The 17,742-nt window shown below is 46.5% G+C and carries 14 protein-coding genes and 3 tRNA genes; 10 read left to right on the top strand and 7 right to left on the bottom strand.

The features are described from left to right. Nucleotides 1-67: 67 nt before the first annotated feature. The gene (locus OI18_RS21335) at nucleotides 68-517 is read right to left on the bottom strand and encodes an RrF2 family transcriptional regulator (RefSeq protein ID WP_052273466.1); all 450 of its coding nucleotides are present in this window, start codon (nucleotides 515-517) and stop codon (nucleotides 68-70) included. A 28-nt stretch (nucleotides 518-545) separates the two neighbouring features. Further along, a complete protein-coding gene (gene galK / locus OI18_RS21330; protein WP_082038078.1) occupies nucleotides 546-1,751 on the bottom strand; it encodes a galactokinase in 1,206 nt (401 codons plus the stop codon). 129 nt (nucleotides 1,752-1,880) lie between these two features. On the opposite strand from galK, the gene OI18_RS21325 reads away from it, so the two are divergent. After that, the gene (locus tag OI18_RS21325; protein WP_052273465.1) at nucleotides 1,881-2,765 is read left to right on the top strand and encodes an AraC family transcriptional regulator; all 885 of its coding nucleotides are present in this window, start codon (nucleotides 1,881-1,883) and stop codon (nucleotides 2,763-2,765) included. Between the two features lie 10 nt (nucleotides 2,766-2,775). Then, nucleotides 2,776-3,237 (top strand): NUDIX hydrolase, encoded by a 462-nt coding sequence (locus tag OI18_RS21320; RefSeq protein WP_039143830.1) that lies wholly within the window; start codon nucleotides 2,776-2,778, stop codon nucleotides 3,235-3,237. 46 nt (nucleotides 3,238-3,283) lie between these two features. Here the strand turns inward: OI18_RS21320 and OI18_RS21315 are convergent. Beyond that, a tRNA-Lys gene (locus OI18_RS21315) sits at nucleotides 3,284-3,356 on the bottom strand. 257 nt (nucleotides 3,357-3,613) lie between these two features. On the opposite strand from OI18_RS21315, the gene OI18_RS21310 reads away from it, so the two are divergent. From OI18_RS21310 to OI18_RS21290, 5 genes are all read left to right on the top strand, one after another. Beyond that, nucleotides 3,614-4,420 carry an SDR family oxidoreductase gene (locus OI18_RS21310; RefSeq protein ID WP_039143828.1) on the top strand — a complete coding sequence of 269 codons (807 nt, stop codon included), beginning with the start codon at nucleotides 3,614-3,616 and terminating at the stop codon, nucleotides 4,418-4,420. A 22-nt stretch (nucleotides 4,421-4,442) separates the two neighbouring features. Beyond that, on the top strand, nucleotides 4,443-5,264 hold the full coding sequence (locus tag OI18_RS21305; RefSeq protein WP_039143827.1) for an SAM hydrolase/SAM-dependent halogenase family protein: 822 nt from the start codon (nucleotides 4,443-4,445) through the stop codon (nucleotides 5,262-5,264). 134 nt (nucleotides 5,265-5,398) lie between these two features. Then, entirely contained in the window at nucleotides 5,399-8,437 is a 3,039-nt protein-coding gene (locus OI18_RS21300; protein WP_039143826.1) for a glycosyltransferase family 117 protein, read from the top strand. A gap of 133 nt (nucleotides 8,438-8,570) precedes the next feature. Then, on the top strand, nucleotides 8,571-9,665 hold the full coding sequence (locus OI18_RS21295) for a vWA domain-containing protein (protein ID WP_039143825.1): 1,095 nt from the start codon (nucleotides 8,571-8,573) through the stop codon (nucleotides 9,663-9,665). A 54-nt stretch (nucleotides 9,666-9,719) separates the two neighbouring features. Next, nucleotides 9,720-11,258 carry a magnesium chelatase gene (locus OI18_RS21290; RefSeq protein WP_039143824.1) on the top strand — a complete coding sequence of 513 codons (1,539 nt, stop codon included), beginning with the start codon at nucleotides 9,720-9,722 and terminating at the stop codon, nucleotides 11,256-11,258. On the opposite strand, the gene murB is transcribed toward OI18_RS21290, so the two are convergent. The 4 genes from murB to OI18_RS21270 all read right to left on the bottom strand — a co-directional run bounded on the left by murB (nucleotide 11,255) and on the right by OI18_RS21270 (nucleotide 15,986). Continuing rightward, on the bottom strand, nucleotides 11,255-12,280 hold the full coding sequence (gene murB, locus OI18_RS21285; protein WP_039143823.1) for a UDP-N-acetylmuramate dehydrogenase: 1,026 nt from the start codon (nucleotides 12,278-12,280) through the stop codon (nucleotides 11,255-11,257). The genes OI18_RS21290 and murB overlap by 4 nt on opposite strands. Before the next feature lie 78 nt (nucleotides 12,281-12,358). Next, nucleotides 12,359-14,860, bottom strand: coding sequence for a replication restart helicase PriA (priA, locus tag OI18_RS21280; RefSeq protein ID WP_039143822.1), 2,502 nt, complete (start codon nucleotides 14,858-14,860; stop codon nucleotides 12,359-12,361). After that, the gene (locus tag OI18_RS21275) at nucleotides 14,826-15,596 is read right to left on the bottom strand and encodes a lysophospholipid acyltransferase family protein (RefSeq protein ID WP_039143820.1); all 771 of its coding nucleotides are present in this window, start codon (nucleotides 15,594-15,596) and stop codon (nucleotides 14,826-14,828) included. The genes priA and OI18_RS21275 overlap by 35 nt, the downstream gene beginning before the upstream one ends. A 6-nt stretch (nucleotides 15,597-15,602) precedes the next feature. Continuing rightward, nucleotides 15,603-15,986, bottom strand: coding sequence for a DUF4258 domain-containing protein (locus OI18_RS21270; RefSeq protein ID WP_052273464.1), 384 nt, complete (start codon nucleotides 15,984-15,986; stop codon nucleotides 15,603-15,605). A gap of 31 nt (nucleotides 15,987-16,017) precedes the next feature. On the opposite strand from OI18_RS21270, the gene mtaB reads away from it, so the two are divergent. The 3 genes from mtaB to OI18_RS21255 all read left to right on the top strand — a co-directional run bounded on the left by mtaB (nucleotide 16,018) and on the right by OI18_RS21255 (nucleotide 17,695). Continuing rightward, nucleotides 16,018-17,322: a tRNA (N(6)-L-threonylcarbamoyladenosine(37)-C(2))-methylthiotransferase MtaB gene (gene mtaB, locus OI18_RS21265; RefSeq protein ID WP_240312815.1), complete on the top strand. Its 1,305-nt coding sequence runs from the start codon at nucleotides 16,018-16,020 to the stop codon at nucleotides 17,320-17,322. Between the two features lie 122 nt (nucleotides 17,323-17,444). Beyond that, nucleotides 17,445-17,519: transfer RNA gene (locus OI18_RS21260), tRNA-Val, on the top strand. Nucleotides 17,520-17,620: 101 nt separating this feature from the next. Then, nucleotides 17,621-17,695, top strand: a tRNA-Val gene (locus OI18_RS21255). Nucleotides 17,696-17,742 lie beyond the last annotated feature (47 nt).

Here is a 17,742-nt window from a genome sequence, read left to right as displayed (position 1 = left end):
GCGTAAACAAGTAGCTGAAAATCAATCAAAATACTATTAAATATTAGATTAAAGTGACAGATTCTTACTAAATCATGAAGTCTGTATCAAAGCCGGCACTACCTTTCTGCATAAGGTCCTGGAGGGTCTTGCCTTCAATGACCTGGAGCGTCGCATCGCGGACTTCAAAGAAAATCTGCCTGATGTTACAATTGGATTCCGGGTAAGGACAAAGCCTGCAGGGCTCATAGAACATCTTGCTCACACAGGGAAGCAACGCTATGGGACCATCCATCAATCGCAGGATCTGTACCATCTGGATTTTGCTCGGGTGTTTAAGCAGGTAATAGCCCCCGTTTTTGCCGGCCTTACTTCCGAGCACACCAGCTTTCCTGAATTCGAGGAGGATAGCTTCCAGGAATTTTGCCGGGATCTTTCGTTTTTCGGCGATCACGTTTATGGGAATAAAACCCCGCTGGTAATGCTCACCCAGGTAGGTAAGTGCGTGGATGGCATATTGAGCTTTAGCGGATAACATATAATGGAGGGCAAAATACTATTTCTTTTTATCCTGCGGAAACCACATGCGTTCCGTCAGAAAGGTTACATATATGCGAAAGTGGTTTTTGCCCGAACCTGTTGGCAAACGCGTCGCCCAACCTTTGAACAACTTCATTGATATAAGGTTTGCGGATAAGATTGATGGTACAGCCGCCAAAACCGCCCCCCATCATCCTTGCACCAATAATGGCATGCTCTTCACGGGCAAGTTCGACCAGGTAATCCAATTCAGGACAACTTACCTCGTACAGCTTGCTGAGACCAGTATGCGAAGCGTACATTTTTTTACCGAAACCCACCAGGTCGTTTCTTCTCAAGGCTTCGCAACCTACCTGTAAGCGCAGGTTTTCTTCCACCACGTATTTACATCGGTTGTAGACTACATCCGGCACCATATCCCTGAGGGTGTATTCTATCATTGCCCGGTTGGCATCGCGAAGACTTTCCACCTGCGGATAGATTTTGCGGAGTGCCCTGACTCCCATTTCACATTGTTCGCGCCTGATATTGTATTCGCCTGAAGCGAGCGAGTGTTTGACCTGTGTGTCGAGCAGGAGGATTGCATACTGGTGAAGGTCAAAAGGGACATATTCATATTTCAGGTTGCGGCAGTCGAGCAGGATAGCATGGTTCTTTTTTCCGAACATGCTGGCGAACTGGTCCATTATCCCGCATTTAACCCCCACAAAGTGATTCTCAGCCGCCTGTGCAATACGCACCATATCCATTTTTGAGAGTCCATACCCGAGAAGCTCATTTACCGCAAATACAACCGAGCATTCCAGCGCAGCAGATGATGAAAGTCCGGCCCCCGAAGGAATATCTCCGCCAATAGCGATATTCAGCCCGGTCAGCGGAAAACCTCTTTCCTGTAATTGTTGTAACACTCCATTAATATAGTCAGGCCAGAGCTTTGTAGATTTTCGAAAATCCGTATATGTTCCGGCATGAATATCATTAAAGTCTGCAGCGAGAAAGTGCAACTGATCGTCGTCGCGTTGGGAAACAGCCAGTGAAATCGTTTTGTCGATTGCGGCCGGCAGTACAAAACCATTGTTGTAGTCGGTGTGTTCGCCGATCAGGTTGATACGGCCGGGAGAACTTACTATAATAGTGGGATCGGACTTAAATCTTTCCCTAAACTTTTGTGCCACAGCAGATTGTGAAGTCAATAAGCTGGGCACCTTCGGTGACTTGGCTGAAGGGGTCATGAATCGTTGATTGCTAATAGATGGACTAAATTAAGGGAAAGTTTTTTTCCTGCTTTGTTCATTTCTGAAATGGACAGCGTATTTTTCAGGTGTTTTACAATTAAGGTTTTGTACTTAATAGCTTGTTGTATGAAAATCCTGCAAACTGAAATTGCTATTAAACTGAATAGCTTGTTTACGGTGGTGGAGAGAGATGAGTCTTTTTTCAGTTCGCCATTACATGTTCATCCTGAGTATGAACTGGTATATGTAAAAGAGAGTTCCGGCAAGCGAATAGTCGGCAACCTTATTGAGACTTTTGCACCAGGCGACATGGTGCTTATTGGTCCAAACCTGCCCCATATATGGATGAACGACGATGAGTTTGTGAGTGGCAAGACCAATCAACGGGCAAAGGCGATTATCGTTTACTTTCATCCCTGCCTTTTTGAATCAGGCATTTTTTCCCTGGCGGAAGCCGGGATGATCAATGACCTGCTGAAGAAATCAAAATCCGGCATTTACATTCAGCACAATACACGGAAACTTATTGCTTCCAAGATGGAAAGCCTCCTGAATGCTTCTGGCTTTGAAAAAGTTTTGGGGCTGTTGGAAATCCTGCACCTGCTCTCCTCTTCATCTGATATTGAGCACATCAATTCTGAAGAGTTGCTGAACCATGAAAGTGTAACGGAAAAGGACAGGTTGTGTGAAGTTTACAGGTACGTGAATGAGAACTTCCGTTCCGACATCCAATTGAAAGATGTTGCCAGGCTCACCAACCTGACTCCCCAGAGCTTCTGCCGGCTTTTCAAAAAAAGGAATAAGATTCATTTCGTGGAATATCTTAACCAGGTGCGGATCAGTAACGCATGCAGGCTGCTGCTCGACAGCGACTGGACGATCTCTGAAATTGCATACAACTGCGGTTATAAAACCATTTCCAATTTCAACAAACTGTTCAAGGAAACAACCGGGCATTCTCCAAAGAAATACCGGGAACATAGTCATACTTATTCAGGGGCGGTGAAGTAGCATCAAAGCATTGCCAAAAACAAGCGCAGGCATAATCTTTTTTCGTTTCAGGTTTAATCAGCCGGAAGTATTGCTCGTGCATCCGGGTGGTCCCTTCTGGGTAAAAAAGGATGCCGGTGCGTGGTCAATTCCAAAGGGTGAAATTGAAGCCGGTGAAGAGCCGCTGCAAGCAGCAACCAGGGAAGTGAAGGAAGAAACAGGCTGGGATGCGCAAGGAACTTTTATTCCGCTTACCCCGGTTCAGCAAAAATCAGGAAAGATCATAAAGGCATGGGCCGTACAACAGGATCATGATCCGGCAGGAATGGTCAGTAACTCATTTGAAATGGAATGGCCGCCACACTCGGGAAAGAAGAAGAATTTTCCGGAAGCCGACCGGGCTTCCTGGTTTACAATGGAAGAGGCGAGGATAAAAATAATCCCTGGACAGGTTCCGCTTTTAAATGAACTGGAAAAAATGCTGGGGCTATAAAAACAAAAAACCGCTCAGATTGATTCTGAACGGTTTTTGCATTCTGTGATCCCGCTGGGACTCGAACCCAGGGCCCATACATTAAAAGTGTATTGCTCTACCAACTGAGCTACGGAATCAACATTTTTAAGAACTTTTGAACTGTGTATCGTTCGTTTTGGGAGTGCAAAAATAGGGATAAAACAGTTACTCCCAAATTTTTATCTAATTTTTTTCGAAAAAAATTCAAGCCGCTCCCATCTGCAATTTCATCGTGATAATTGAGTTGCAAATTTTGAATTTAGATTAATGTATAACTCCCGCACGCTTTTTACTTTTCCCTTTTTACTTTTGAATTTTAACTACGTTTGCTCATTAAACAACTTGTTTCTCCTTTATGTCTTTCTTTACTAATAAAGTAGTTGCCATCACCGGCGGAAGTGAGGGAATCGGGAAAGCGGTCATTGATGCATTGGTTCCACTCGGAGCGAAAATAGCTACATGCGGCCGCAGTTACGATAAGCTCTACAACCTGCAGATGGAATATACCAATGTGATGATGCACACCGTGGTGGCAGATGTGAGCGAGGAACAGGATTGCAGGAAATTCATTGAGTCAACGATCGACACATTTGGTGGCATTGATATACTGATCAACAATGCGGGCATTTCCATGCGCGCTTTGTTTGAAGACGTTGATCTTAGTGTCTTTCGAAAAGTGATGGATGTAAATTTCATGGGCAGCGTGTACTGTACGCGCTTCGCATTGCCGTCGCTGATCAGCCGCCGGGGAGTAATCGTGGGCATCAGTTCCATTGCCGGCTATCGTGGATTGCCAGGTCGCAGTGCTTATTCCGCGTCAAAATTTGCCCTCCAGGGCTGGCTTGAAGCACTGAGGACCGAACTGATCGATAAACAGGTTCATGTAATGTGGGTATCACCGGGCTTTACGGCGTCAAACATTCGTCATGCTGCCCTGAATGCAAAGTCAGAATCGCACGGCGAAACCCCAATGGATGAGTCAAAAATGATGACTGCTGCCGAATGTGCACAGTTGATACTCCAGGCCATTGAAAAGCGGAAGAGAAGTGTGGTACTAACGTTTACGGGCAAACGCACTGTGCTGATGAATCGTTTTTTCCCTTCGTGGGCTGACAAACTTACACACCAGTTTTTTTTCAAATCAGGTAAGCTGGTAAAATAGCACCCTAACCGCACGGGCATTCATGGCATTACTGACCTTGACATCTGATATTGGCATGCAGGACTATCTCGTAGGTGCTGTGAAAGGACAGTTGCTGCATATTGATCCTGAATTCCGGATCATTGACATATCGCACCAGATCAGTCCATTCAACTATCCGCAGGCTGCCTACATCTGCCGGAATGCATTTTCAAATTTTCCCAGCCACACCTTTCATATTGTTCTTGTAAACCTGTTTGAAAAGAAGCCAGACCAGTTACTTCTTGCATATCACAGGGAACAATACATTTTATGTGCAGACAACGGGCTGCTCCCGATGATTTTGCAGGAACCACCGGAACTGCTGATCGGACTCCCTTCCGGGTCGTCGCAGTTGCGGAACACACTGCATTGCTGTAAAGTTTTCGGGAATGCAATTGCTGCGATCAACAGGGGTGAAAGATTAACTGATATCGGCATACCGGACAGCAGTTACGTGGAGAAGAATCCATTGAAACCCCTGCTAAGCGAATCCTGGATCGAAGGCCAGATCATTCATATTGACAATTTCGAGAATGTGGTAGTTAATATAACCCGGGAACAATTTGAATTGCAGCGAAAAGGGAGAACCTTTTCAATAGTGTTTAAACGGGACGAAGTGATAGAAAAGATCTCCGAAACATATGCGGATGTTCCTGAAGGGGAGAAACTGGCCCTGTTCAATTCCGCCGGCTACCTTGAGATTGCTATAAATAAAGGAAATGCCGCAGGATTATTCGGCCTGCAGGGTTATCTTGAGCAGGCCCAGAACACGTACCTGCAGAACCGGCTGTTCTACCAGACAGTAAAGGTGTTCTTCGGGTAATGGGCTTTTGCTGATGGACTATTTTCACATTTTTTTATTTAACCATTAAAAAAGTAAGGCAATACCTTGCGCGTTACGGCTTTGGGAACGCCAGAATCTTATATTTGCTTCGCCTTTTTCTAAACCAACGCATTATGACATTTAAAAAAGTGAACAACATTGCCGGCTGGATCATTTGTGCCATCGCCTGCGCGGTGTACCTGCTGACAATGGAAGCCACAGCCAGTCTCTGGGATACTGGAGAATTTATTTCAAGTGTTTACAAACTGCAGGTCCCCCACCCCCCTGGTGCCCCGCTGTTTATCCTTCTCGGTAGGATCTTCATCGTTCTTTTTGGCGGCAGTAATCCTGCCAAAGCTGTGAACATCATGAGTGCGCTCAGCAGTGGCTTCACGATCCTGTTCCTTTTCTGGACCATTACCCATTTTGCCAAAAAACTGGTTGCGCCCCTTAACGTTACGCCAACAGCGAGCCAGACATTTGCCATTATCAGTTCAGGTGTTGTTGGTGCCCTGGCCTATACTTTCAGCGATTCATTCTGGTTCAGCGCTGTTGAAGGCGAGGTTTATGCGCTTTCCTCACTCTTCACTGCACTTGTATTCTGGGCGATCCTGAAATGGGAACACAGCGCTGACGAACCCGGTGCAGACAAATGGATTGTGTTCATCTTCTTTATGATGGGACTCTCAATCGGTGTTCACCTGCTTAACCTGCTTACCATTCCGGCCATCGTAATGGTGTATTATTTCAAACGTTACCAGGTTACCCGTGCAGGTACTTTCTGGGCTTTCATCACAGGCTGCCTGATTACCGGGTTTGTGCAGGTAGTAGTGATCCAATGGTCAGTTAAACTTGCCGGATGGTTTGATATCCGGTTTGTCAATAATTTTGGCTTGCCTTTCTTCTCCGGATTTATATTCTTCTTCGTGCTGCTGGGTTTCCTGCTCTGGCTGGGATTGCGGATGGCTGCAAAAAACCATTGGAATTTCCTTAGACTCGGAACCTGGTGTGTGATTTTCATGCTTCTGGGGTATTCGAGCTATATCACGACAATGATCCGTTCAAATGCGAATCCGGCTGTGGATATGTATAATGTCGACAACCCTAATTCGCTTGTAGGATACCTGGGACGTGACCAGTATGGTGACTTTCCGCTCCTGTACGGACAGGTGTTCACGGCTTCGCCGAATGACTATGCGCAGACGAACATGAAATATACCAAAGGTGAAAAGAGTTACGAGGAAGTTGGTTACGATATCAAGCCGGTATATTCTTCCGAAGACAAAATGCTTTTCCCCAGGGTCTGGGATGCCAGCAATGACCAGGGACACGCTGAATTTTATAAAGACTGGCTGGGACTAGCGGAAGGAGAAAGGCCGAATATGGCGCAGAATATCTATTTCTTCTGGACCTACCAGCTCAACTGGATGTACTGGCGCTATTTCCTCTGGAACTTCGCCGGCAAGCAGAATGACATCCAGGGCTTTGGTCCCGGTAACGTACGGGACGGAAACTGGAAAACCGGCATTGGACCGCTTGACAACTTCCGACTCGGCGACCAGGACACTTTACCCGACAGTATCAAAAACAACAAGGCAAACAACAAACTTTTTGCACTGCCCCTGATTCTGGGACTGATTGGGGTAGTATATCAGTATTTCGCCAATCGCAGGGATTTCCTCGTTGCGGGACTGCTCTTCTTTTTTACGGGCATTGCAATTGTGCTTTACCTCAACCAGGCAGGTAACCAGCCCCGTGAGCGTGATTACGCCTTTGTTGGATCGTTCTATGCGTTCGCGATCTGGATCGGCCTGGGAGTTTTGCAGATAAGGGAATGGCTCATGCGCAAGACAAAGGAATCCCTGGCAAACCCGGCAGCCGCCCTGGTATGCCTGCTGCTTGTTCCGGTCCTCATGGGATTCCAGGAATGGGATGACCACGATCGCAGCAAGAAAGTGCTTGCGCGCGACCTCGCGAAAGACTACCTGGAGAGCTGTCCACCAAACGCCATCCTCTTCACTTATGGCGATAACGATACTTATCCGTTATGGTATGCCCAGGAAGTTGAAGGGATCCGCCCGGATATCAGGGTAATCAACAACAGCCTGCTTGGAATCGACTGGTATATCAACCAGCTTCGTTACAAGATCAATGAAAGCGCTCCTATCGACGTGATCTGGTCTGCAGAGCAGATCCGGGGACGGAAGAGGGACTACGTTGTGTACAACCCGCGGCCTGACGTAAACCAGGAAAAATTCTATGACCTGTACGACGTAATGAAAAATGTGGTAGGCAGTGAAGACCCGGCGTTTAAAGTAGCGCTGCAGGGTGGCGAGTCGATAAATTATCTGCCTGCCAGGAAGTATGTCATTCCGGTTGATGAGCAACTGGTAAGGTCAAACGGTACCATAAATAAAGAAGACAGTGTACTGTCGCAAATGCCGGTGATCATCCCCGAAAACAGGAACACATTGTTGAAGAATGACCTGGCAATCCTGAATATCATCGCAGCCAATAAATGGAAACGCCCAATTTGTTTTACGGCTCCTTTTACCGCTTCAGAACTCGGGTTCGGAAATTATGTGCGGAAAGACGGCCTCACATACAGGCTTGTGCCCATTTCCAACAACTCCGGTGTGAATGTCGACTGGATGGTTGAAAAGCTGCGCACCAAGTTCGGGTTCGGCAGTGCAAATATCAAAGGCGTATATTTTGACGAGGAGAACAGGCGTCACCTCAATACCATCAGGGCAACATATGCTGACGGTGCGGCCGGTCTCGCTGACCGGAACCGCAAAGACGAGGCAAAACAAATGCTCGACATGGCTGATAAGGGAATTCTGGAGGAAAATATGCCTTATGCAATGGTCAGCCGCAACAACCAGCATAACTATTTCAGCCTGAAATTCCTTGAAGCATCGTACAAGGCCGGTTATAAGGAAATGGCGGATAAAGTTTCAAAGGCGATTCATAAAGACCTGGACCAGCAAATCAGCTATTACAGCCAGCTGCGCGACAGCAAGCAGGAAGCAATGCGCAGTGAAATAGCCAGTGCCCAGCAAATGAAACAGATGCTGAATATGCTGGACAACCAGTACAAAACCGGCAGTACCATTCAGCCTTCCCTGGAAGGTTCCATTCCGGTAGGTCCGGCAAAACCTGATACCCCGTAATATTTTCCAACCTGGAATATTGAAGTGCCCCCATTCAACCATGGGGGCACTTTTTTGTTATGAGGAGAGTCTAAAAAGGCCAATCCTGTTTTGACCATTTAGTTGTAATTTGAACAGGAGGAGGAGACATAACATGAAGGGATACTTATTTACAGGCTATAAACCGGGGGAAGGGAAATCAGTATTTGATCAGTTGTTGGAGTTATTTATCCAGTTACTCACATATACCAATGGCGATGTTGCGGAAGCATTACAATGGCTCAACCAGCTCGACCGCGAATATGAACTGACAAATGAAGAGTATGGCATGGGTGATTTCATTGACGACCTGAAAACGAAAGGATATATCGACGAAGACCCAGGATCCGGCACTATTAAGATCACACCCAAAACGGAACAGGGCATCAGGAAAAAGTCACTCGAAGAAATCTTTGGCAAACTAAAAAAAACCAGGCAGGGGAACCATACCACTTTTAAGCCCGGCCAGGGTGATGAAATCAACCCCGAAACAAGGCCATTCCGTTTCGGAGACCAGCTTGAACAAATCGATTTCACTGAAAGCATCCGCAATGCGCAGATCAATCATGGCATTGAGGCTTTCAATATCCAGGAAGATGATCTTCAGATCAGGGAGACAGATTTCAAGGCACAGACATCAACGGTGTTGATGATCGACATTTCACATTCCATGATCCTTTATGGCGAAGACAGGATTACGCCTGCAAAAAAAGTGGCTATGGCGCTTAGTGAACTTATTACAACCCGCTATCCAAAAGACACACTGGATATTGTAGTCTTTGGAAATGATGCATGGCCGGTGGAGATCAAGGACCTACCCTACCTGCAGGTTGGTCCATATCATACCAATACAGTCGCCGGCCTTGAACTGGCGATGGATATGTTGCGGAAAAGAAGAAACCCTAACAAGCAGATCTTTATGATCACAGACGGAAAACCGACCTGTCTTAAAGTGGGTAAGCGGTATTATAAGAACAGCTTTGGACTTGACCGCAAGATTACGACCCGGTGTCTGAACCTTGCTGCTCAATGCAAGAAGCTAAAGATCCCGATCACCACCTTTATGATAGCATCGGATCCCTACCTGCAGCGTTTTGTAAATGAGTTCACCGAGACAAACCAGGGTAAGGCATTTTTTGCTTCGCTCGATCACCTTGGCACATTTATTTTCAAGGATTTCGAAAGCGGAAAAAGAAAGACCCTTTATTGAGAGTCTGATACTGACGAGAGAAAGAGGATTTTCGAATAATTAATAAAAGAATTGATGAATATAAATACTATAACAACACTGGGAGAATTAAAGACTTCAGGATACCGGCCCAAATCAGTCAAGGAAGAGATCAGGCAAAACCTGTTGCAACACCTGAACAACGGATCACAGGCATTTAAGGGTATCATAGGTTATGAAGACTCGGTGATACCTGATACCGAAAGGGCTTTGCTGAGCAGGCACAACATCCTGTTTCTTGGCTTACGCGGCCAGGCAAAAACGCGGATGGCAAGGCAGATGACCAACCTGCTCGACGAATACATTCCCATAGTTGCAGGAAGCGAAATCAATGACGACCCCATGAAGCCGGTTTCCAGGTTTGCAAAAGATATGATTGCACAACATGGAGATGAAACTCCGATACATTGGATCCACCGCAGCGAGCGTTATGGGGAAAAACTGGCCACGCCGGATGTAAGTGTAGCCGACCTTATCGGTGATATCGATCCCATCAAGGCAGCTAACCTCCGCCTGAGTTTCGCTGATGAAATGGTCATTCACTATGGGATCATTCCACGCAGTAACCGTGGCATCTTTGTCATTAATGAATTACCGGATCTGCAGGCACGCATCCAGGTTTCCCTTTTCAATATCCTGGAAGAAGGCGACGTGCAAATCCGCGGGTTCAAACTTCGGATGCCGCTCGATATATTATTTGTTTTCACAGCTAACCCTGAAGATTACACGAACCGTGGTTCCATAGTAACACCGCTGAAAGACAGGATAGAGAGCCAGATCCTTACACATTACCCCAAGACGATTGAGCATTCCCTTGCTATTACAGAACAGGAAGCGGAGATCGCCGAAGAACAGCTTGCTGTAGTTACAGCAAGCGACCTGATCAAAAGATTGATCGAACAGGTGGCATTTGAAGCAAGGAATAATGAATATGTTGACAAAAAAAGTGGCGTGTCTGCCAGGCTGACCATCAGCGCTTATGAAAATGCGATCAGTTCAGCAGAACGCAGGGCCATTCTGAATAAAGAAAAGCAGACCCAGGTATGGGTAAACGACCTCATAGGTATTATTCCGTCACTTACGGGGAAGATCGAACTTGTGTATGAAGGCGAACAGGAAGGACCATTCCAGGTTGCCATGAACCTGCTCGATAAAGCCGTGCGGTCACAATTCATTACCTACTTCCCGAATCCCGAAACTTTAAAAAAGCGTAAGAATACAGGAAAGGATTCGTTGCGGGAGGAAGAAAATCCATATAAAGCTATTACCCGCTGGTTTGATGCAGGTAACCAGCTTGATATCTTCTTCAATACTACCGACAAGGAAAAGCTGCTTCGGTTATACAAGGTCGATGGATTGCAGGCGGTTGTCAGGAAATATTTTCCGAAAGCCAATGAAAAGGAAACTGCCCTCCTGATGGAATTTGTACTCCATGGCCTCTCCGCCTATTCCATGATCAGCAAGAAGATCATTGAGAACAGGATAGAGTTCAAGGACCTCATCGGTTCGATGGTAAACCTTGGCAGCAGTTCTACATTCAGGGATGAAGATTTCGATTCCGAAGACTTCAATTAAATAACATTCACTTCCCTTTCCAGGTGAACACCGAAGCGCTTTGTGACGCTTTCCGCAATTTCATTGCTGAGGGAAAGTAGTTCCACACCCGTGGCTTTGTCGTAATTGACAAGGACGAGGGCCTGCTTTTCGTAACATCCTGCGTCCCCTTTTCGGAAACCCCGCCAGCCGCAGTTTTCGATCAGCCAGCCTGCTGCCAGTTTCACTGATCCTCCAGGCAGTGAAAATCCGACGATGTCCGGGTTGGCCGCTTTTAATTCATTGAATTTTTCCTTAGGAATCATTGGATTCTTAAAGAAGCTGCCTGCATTCCCGAGATTATCGGGATCGGGAAGTTTTGATTGCCTGATATTAACCACGGCACGGGAGATCGCCTGGATCGAAAGGGTGCTAACTCCCATCCGTTCCAGTTCCTGGCTGATAGCGCCATAGCTTGTGTGAAATACCGGTTTCTTCCTGAGGCGGAACGTCACATTCAGGATGACAAACTGGTTCCTGTATTTATTCTTGAACACACTTTCCCGGTAACCGAACTGACAGTCTGCCTCAGTAAATGTGTGTACGGTATGGTCATTTAAATTATAAGCTTCCAGGTCCCAGAACACGTCCCTCACTTCAACACCATAGGCCCCGATGTTCTGCATCGGCGACGCGCCTACATTTCCCGGAATCAGGGATAAATTTTCAAGTCCCGCCCAGTTTTTTGCCAGGCAATATTGAACAAAATCATTCCAGTTCTCTCCTGCTCCTGCACGGACATATACGAACTCTTCATCTTCATGCAATTCTTCTATACCCATGATTTCATTCTTAAGAACCCAGCCATCATAGTTATGGGTCAATAGTATATTACTACCACCACCCAGAATAAGTAACTGCTGTTTGGCAATTGGAGATTGCTTGAATGCAGTTAGCAGGTCTTTAAGTTCATCCACGTTGGAAAAAGTTGCAAAGTGCCTTGCCTTTGCTTCAATATGAAAGGTATTGAATGGCCGGAGCGAAATATTTTCCTGGATTTGCATAAGTCAAATAATATTTCAAAGTTATGGGCAGAAAGGCAACACTGTCAGGTGCAACCGGAGGAAATTTGATTACGACTACTATAACGGGTCAATATCAGGTGTTACGATAACAGATTTGAATGGTGGTTGATGGTGAAGGTGCGCCGTCAGCAAATGGATCTGCTCCTTGCATTGCTGCAGCAGTTGTGCGTCTTTAGGTAATTTGATCAATAGTTCCATCAGGTACATATTCCGGACACGGCCCACTACAGGTGCTGCGGGTCCAACCAGGTAAGGTCCGAATTTCGGTTTGAGCCAGTCGGCCATCTGCCTTGCTGCAGCTGCAGCCTTCTCGAGTTCGCGATGCCTGAATTGAAGCTGGATAACGCGGGTAAAGGGTGGATAAGCAAATTGCCGCCGATTTGACAACTCAGCTTCAGCAAAAGCAATGTAATCGTGGTTTTGTACAAACTGTAAAACTGGATGCGAGGTATTCTTTACCTGGATGAGCACTTTTCCCTGTTCTCCTTTTCTGCCAGCCCTACCACTCACCTGTTCCATAAGTTGAAAACCACGTTCGTAAACCCTGAAATCGGCAAAACCCAGGATGGCATCGGCGTCAAGGATACCTACAAGTGATACATGTTCGAAATCAAGACCCTTCACCACCATCTGGGTACCAACGAGGATATCTATGCGTTGTTGTTCGAATAGTTGGATCAGCGTATCATGCGCATGTTTTCCCCTGATGGCATCAACATCCATTCTTCCCGTTCTCACCTTGGGAAACATCTCCTGTAATTCTTCCTCAATTCGTTCAGTTCCAAAATTCTGCTGCGCAAAATGGTGGTTGCCGCAGGCTTCGCATGTGGTCAGGGGTGGATACACCGTTCCGCAATAATGGCAAACCAGCTTGTTACGGATCTTATGGAATGTAAGTGAAACGTCACATTGTTTGCAATGCGGGATCCAGCCACAGGTCTGGCAAACCTGGTAAGGAGAATATCCTCTCCGGTTCTGAAAGAGGATAACCTGTTTATCCTTCCCGAGACTTTGTTGTATAGCTTCCTGCAGGTCGGGTGAAATTATTACCCTTGACTTATCCGGGGTAACGATCTTCTTCGTATTAATAAACCGGATCTCAGGCAGGGCAAGATCCCCGAACCTTGAGGTAAGCTGCACTAGACCGTATTTCCCGAGTTGTGCGTTATAAAATGACTCCAATGATGGAGTCGCACTGCCAAGTAACACTTTAGCAGAAAACAGTGACCCGAGATAAATTGCGGCATCACGTGCATGATACCTGGGAGCAGGATCCTGTTGTTTGAATGAAGGGTCGTGCTCTTCATCGCAAATGATAAGTCCCAGGTCTGCATAAGGCAGGAAAATTGCTGACCTTGCCCCGAGAATGATCTTTGCCGAACCATCCTTCACTTTGTTCCACAGCTCAACTCTTTCATTCTGGCTGAAACGTGAATGATATATCACAATATGACCACCGAAATATTGTTGCAGTCTACGGATTACCTGTGCCGTCAGGGCAATTTCCGGAAGCATGTATAACACCTGCCTTCCCTGTTTCAGCATCTCCTCGATCAGCTTAACATATACCAGTGTTTTTCCACTGGAAGTAACTCCATGAAGCAGGCAAACCTGTTTTTCAAGGAATGTGCTTTTTATTTGTTCGAGGGCAGACTGTTGTGCGTCTGTCAGCGTGAATGAAATATTTATTTCAGCTGCCTCCTGGCGCAGCCTGCCCACACTGCGTTTTTCCACCAACAGAACAGCTTTTTCCACCAGTCCCTTCAGTTGTGCCGCGGTTGCTCCCGATTTCTTCAATAACTCAGATTGGGTCACTTCACCGGATGTCCTGGCCAGGTGCAGGTATGCTAAAAGTAATTCGAGTTGTTTCGGAGCCTTTGACCAGTTGTTCATCAGGTCTGCAAGCTTTTCTTCCTGGTGGTACGCCGGGTGCAGCAAAACAAACTGTTCCTTCTTTTCTTTGTAAGTATGTTTAAGTTCTTCCCAGACAAGGCAGATGCCCTTATCAATCAGGCGTTTCACCACAGGATACACATGTGCCGCGGAGAGGATCTGCTGCACTTCTGAAAGTTTCAGTTCCTTCCTGATAGTAAGTGCTTCAGCAATGAGGAATTCATCGTCATCAAGACTGCTGAAATCGTCACCCGCGTCATCGTTGAGAAGTACAGTAGTTTCGCTGCTCAACTTGAAATGAGTTGGTAATGCAGCCTGCATCACTTCACCCTCGCTGCACATATAGTAGTTTGCCATCCATTGCCAGAACTGGAGTTGCAGGGGGTGAACGATCGGATCGTCGTCCAGCACATTCAGTACTTCCTTTGGTTCAAATGCGGCTGGTTTGTTGTTATGCAGGCGTTTTACAACCCCAGCATATTTCTTGCTCTTTCCCAGCATTACTTCCACCCTTATGCCTTCTTTAATCCCAGGCAATAGCCTTGCAGGCACTTTCCAGGTGAAGTTTTTGGGAAGGGCAAGTGGTATGAGCACTTCGACGAAGTTCTCGCCGACTACACGCGAAGCCGTTTTATCTGTAGTTGTTTCTGTCAATATTTTGTTCATTCAGGCCGTATCGGACCAGGGCCGATTCCATCATTGAAAATACTTTCGCTTTGAGTACCCTTACATCACTATCCGCGTACTCATCAGTGTTAACCATCGGTAAATATACGGCACGGCAGATTCCCGGGTTTAGTGAAAACACGGATTTATGGTTAAGTCTTTTCACTGTATCCGGAAAGATCACCGGTTGAATTGGTGTGCGGGTTTCAAGAGCTATGCGGAATGCTCCATCATAAAAGGATTTCAGCGGTGCGCCACTTTCATTGAATGTTCCTTCCGGAAAAATGAAAATTGACACGTTCCTGCCCAACACCCTTTTAAGGATGTTAACGGACTTCGCCCGTTGTGATGTGTCTTTCCGGTCAACCATAACGACAGCATTCCGGTAAACGAAACCGAATACCGGGATCTTTGCCATCTCCTGCTTACCGAGCACCCGCACCGGTTCGCGGATAACTTTAACGATCATAGGGATATCGAGGTAGGAAATGTGGTTGGCCACAAAAATGCAGGGCCTGTGTTCGCTTTTTTCCGCTTCATGGATCACGGGAACCCGGATTCCAATCAGGAAGAGCCAGGCATCCGACCACCAGTTGCAGATACGATAGATCAGGTTTCCCCCTTTAATTCTTCCGAATAATGAACCAATGAAAAAACCTGGCAGCAGCAACAGGAGCAGGATGACGAACCAGAGGTGACCATAAATACTGAATAGGAATCTCAGCAACTTCTTCATGAAAGGCTATTTGCAATTACAGGAATATTCATTGTCAAGGTCAATACAAGTGATCACTTTTGTAAGATCCCCGCAGCGGGCTACCACTACCCTGATGTGTTGCCGGTCACCGCTGCTGTAGCCTTCCAGGGCATAGGTGGGGCATGGCTTGTCAGCCGGATCACTTTTACGCCTGTTTATCTTGCCCTGTTGGATGATTTCGCGTACCTCGTTCTCGCTGATTTGCCGGCATTCCATCCTGCAACGGGCATGCCTGGTATATTGCAGGCCCGAGTTTTCTAGTTTAAATTCTTCATATTCAAACTCTTGCGTTCTTCTGCCCCGGAAAATGAGTACAAGGGCAACAAGGATTGCCAGCAGTATTCCAAGGGATACACGGTTTCGTCGCATGGGCCCAAATCTAACTGAAAATATGGCTGAAATGCCTGATCGGTCGTATCTTTGCGGCCCTATGGCCGAAAAAAGATCAGTTGCATTTCATACACTGGGCTGCAAGCTCAACTTTTCGGAGACCTCTGCCCTCGGCAGGATGCTGGAGCAGGAAGGTTTCGAGAAGAGAGAGTTTGAAGAGAATGCCGACGTGTATGTAATCAACACCTGTTCGGTGACCGATAATGCGGATAAGGAATGTCGCCAGATCGTCCGCAGGATCCAACGCAGGTCGCCTGAAAGCATGGTAGTGATCACCGGTTGTTATGCGCAGCTGAAACCGAAAGAGATCGCCTCTATTCCCGGGGTTGACCTGGTATTGGGTGCTGCCGAGAAATTCAATATCGCCAGCCACCTGGCTGAGCTCACCAAGGGTGACAGCGCGAAGATCAGCAGTTGTGATATCGAAGAGGTATCCGGTTTCAATAGTTCCTGGTCAGTAAACGATCGCACAAGAACCTTCCTCAAAGTGCAGGATGGCTGTGATTACAACTGTTCATTCTGCACCATCCCTATGGCGCGGGGCAAGAGCCGGAGCGATAATATCAGCAATGTCCTGGAAAACGCACGGATGCTGGCTGACAAAGGAGTCAAAGAAATTGTGCTGACTGGTGTTAATCTTGGCGATTTTGGTAAAGGACCGGAGGGAAACAGGAAACATGAAGAAAGTTTCTATGACCTTGTCAGGGCACTGGATGACGTGGAAGGCATCGAGCGATTCCGGATTTCATCTATTGAACCCAACCTGCTTACAAATGACATTATCGCATTTGTTGCCAATAGCAGGAAGTTTATGCCTCACTTCCACATTCCATTGCAAAGCGGCAGCAACACATTGTTATCGCTGATGCGCAGACGTTATAAAAGGGAACTATACGCTGACCGTGTGGCCCTGATTAAAAAACTGATGCCGCATTGTTCAATAGGTGCAGACGTAATTGTTGGTTTTCCGGGCGAATCAGAAGAATTGTTTCGCGAAACTTTTGATTTTCTCCACTCGCTCGACGTGAGTTATCTCCATGTGTTTACATATTCAGAAAGAGCAAATACTGTTGCCCTGGATATTACACCGGTTGTACCGGTTCATACCCGGCACGAAAGGAACAAAGCCTTGCGTAACCTGAGTTACATGAAACAACAATATTTCCGGGAACTTCATGCAGGGCAAACACGAAAAGTGTTGTTTGAAGGCCACGAAAAAAATGGTATGATGGAAGGTTATACTGACAATTATATCCGCATCAGTACTCCATTTCGTGAAGAGTGGGTGAACAGCCTGGTTGATTGGGCGATCTGAATTTTGTAATTTTTGTCAAAAAATTTTGCTGTAAAATAATAGCCCTTATCTTTGCAATCCCATTGCGGATAAGCAGTGAAAAGTTCTTGAAATAGTTGTCAAAAACAACGTCACTTTCATCTGGGAGCATAGCTCAGCTGGTTCAGAGCATCTGCCTTACAAGCAGAGGGTCCGCGGTTCGAATCCGTGTGCTCCCACTGTGTCCACCGAAGCTTTAGCGTAGGTGGACAGTCCAAATATATTTTATGGACAATAAAGTTCTTTACAGATCACCTACGCCAAGGCTTCGGTGATCAATGGGAGCATAGCTCAGCTGGTTCAGAGCATCTGCCTTACAAGCAGAGGGTCCGCGGTTCGAATCCGTGTGCTCCCACAAATGAAGCCTTTTCAGAAATGAAAAGGCTTTTTTTTTGCAGTTGA

It is taken from the genome of Flavihumibacter solisilvae, from assembly GCF_000814475.1.
Classification (GTDB): Bacteria; Bacteroidota; Bacteroidia; order Chitinophagales; family Chitinophagaceae; genus Flavihumibacter; species Flavihumibacter solisilvae.
Note: the sequence above shows the minus strand (reverse complement) of the source record. Positions and strands in the feature narration are given on the sequence as shown.

Coding starts and splice junctions, on each gene's coding strand:
- OI18_RS21335 (WP_052273466.1), bottom strand. CDS start 517: ATGTTATCCGCTAAAGCTCAATATGCCATCCACGCACTTACCTACCTG.
- galK (WP_082038078.1), bottom strand. CDS start 1,751: ATGACCCCTTCAGCCAAGTCACCGAAGGTGCCCAGCTTATTGACTTCA.
- OI18_RS21325 (WP_052273465.1), top strand. CDS start 1,881: ATGAAAATCCTGCAAACTGAAATTGCTATTAAACTGAATAGCTTGTTT.
- OI18_RS21310 (WP_039143828.1), top strand. CDS start 3,614: ATGTCTTTCTTTACTAATAAAGTAGTTGCCATCACCGGCGGAAGTGAG.
- OI18_RS21305 (WP_039143827.1), top strand. CDS start 4,443: ATGGCATTACTGACCTTGACATCTGATATTGGCATGCAGGACTATCTC.
- OI18_RS21300 (WP_039143826.1), top strand. CDS start 5,399: ATGACATTTAAAAAAGTGAACAACATTGCCGGCTGGATCATTTGTGCC.
- OI18_RS21295 (WP_039143825.1), top strand. CDS start 8,571: ATGAAGGGATACTTATTTACAGGCTATAAACCGGGGGAAGGGAAATCA.
- OI18_RS21290 (WP_039143824.1), top strand. CDS start 9,720: ATGAATATAAATACTATAACAACACTGGGAGAATTAAAGACTTCAGGA.
- murB (WP_039143823.1), bottom strand. CDS start 12,280: ATGCAAATCCAGGAAAATATTTCGCTCCGGCCATTCAATACCTTTCAT.
- priA (WP_039143822.1), bottom strand. CDS start 14,860: ATGAACAAAATATTGACAGAAACAACTACAGATAAAACGGCTTCGCGT.
- OI18_RS21275 (WP_039143820.1), bottom strand. CDS start 15,596: ATGAAGAAGTTGCTGAGATTCCTATTCAGTATTTATGGTCACCTCTGG.
- OI18_RS21270 (WP_052273464.1), bottom strand. CDS start 15,986: ATGCGACGAAACCGTGTATCCCTTGGAATACTGCTGGCAATCCTTGTT.
- mtaB (WP_240312815.1), top strand. CDS start 16,018: ATGCCTGATCGGTCGTATCTTTGCGGCCCTATGGCCGAAAAAAGATCA.